Origin of the sequence: Williamwhitmania taraxaci (assembly GCF_900096565.1) — a bacterium.
GTDB classification, from domain to species: Bacteria; Bacteroidota; Bacteroidia; order Bacteroidales; family Williamwhitmaniaceae; genus Williamwhitmania; species Williamwhitmania taraxaci.
The window spans coordinates 1-1,157 of the sequence record NZ_FMYP01000176.1 but is presented as its reverse complement, the minus strand read 5'-3'; the positions used below and the strand labels follow the sequence as shown (position 1 = coordinate 1,157).

Sequence of the window (1,157 nt, the reverse complement as noted above, 5' to 3'; positions counted from 1 at the left end):
AACAGTCGGCCTAGAAAAAGGCTAGGGTTTATCTCTCCCCTCTTAACATATAATCAGTTAACCCAAGTTGCATTTGTGAGTTGAATCTTGCTTCTGATTCCATCTTTTCTCTTTTCTAATACAAGTGTAACACTTTTTTGTAGTAGACAGAGTTTAGTTTACATACTCAGACGTAAAGATTAAATACTTGTATAGTCATCGATATATCATTTAAATATCTAAAAAAGTTAGTCATGGTAGTTAAAAAAAAGATCAACTTAAGATGGAAAATTCTTATTTCTATAGTCACTATACTGTTAGTTGTCCGTTTTATATTGCCATATGTAGTACTTCGATATGCTAATAAGACGCTTTCTACCTTAGATGGCTATTATGGTCATGTCAACGATATTGATATTCATTTATACCGTGGTGCATACATTATTAAAGATTTTTATATTGACAAAATTGATTCAACTACAAAACAACAAGTCCCTTTCATTTCTTCTACAGCAATAGATCTTTCTGTTGAATGGAAATCCTTATTTCATGGCAGATTAGTTGGTGAACTTGTATTTACCAATCCAGTTATGCGGTTTACCAAGGGTAAAGCAGAACCTGGAGCCATGCAAAAAGATACAAATGATTTTCGAACAATTTTGAATGATTTCATGCCACTAAAAATCAACAACTTTAAGGTTAATAATGGTAAGATCCAGTTCATTGACTCTACAGCACAACCAAAAATAAATATTGCCATTACCGATATACAAGTCCTTGCACAAAACTTGTCGTCGGTTCAAGATTCAGCACAACTCCCTGCAACTGTTGATGCAAAAGCTACTATTTACAAAGGGAATTTTGATCTGAAAATGAAAATTGATCCACTGGCAGCTGACCCTACATTTGACCTGAATGCAGAGTTAACAAACACCAACTTACCCGATTTGAATGATTTTTTTAAAGCATATGGAGGCTTTGATGTTCATGCCGGCTCCTTTGGTTTATACACTGAAGTAGCTTCCCAAAAAGGAAAATTCGTAGGGTATGTGAAACCTATAATTAAAAACTTACAAGTCAAGGGTTCCGAAGATCGTCATGATTCGTTCTTTAATAAACTATCACTACTGTCCGACTAAACTCTAAATATTCATTTATTGCCTCTGCATCCCAATAAA

General features: G+C 34.0%; 1 protein-coding gene. It reads left to right on the top strand.

The window, feature by feature from the left end; genetic code table 11:
* Window positions 1-233 precede the first annotated feature (233 nt).
* Window positions 234-1,118, top strand: coding sequence for a DUF748 domain-containing protein (locus BLS65_RS17800; protein WP_092441128.1), 885 nt, complete (start codon window positions 234-236; stop codon window positions 1,116-1,118).
* The last annotated feature ends 39 nt before the right edge of the window (window positions 1,119-1,157 follow it).

Bases quoted from the DNA above. Each gene is read 5' to 3' on its own strand.
- BLS65_RS17800 (WP_092441128.1), top strand. From the start codon at position 234: ATGGTAGTTAAAAAAAAGATCAACTTAAGATGGAAAATTCTTATTTCT.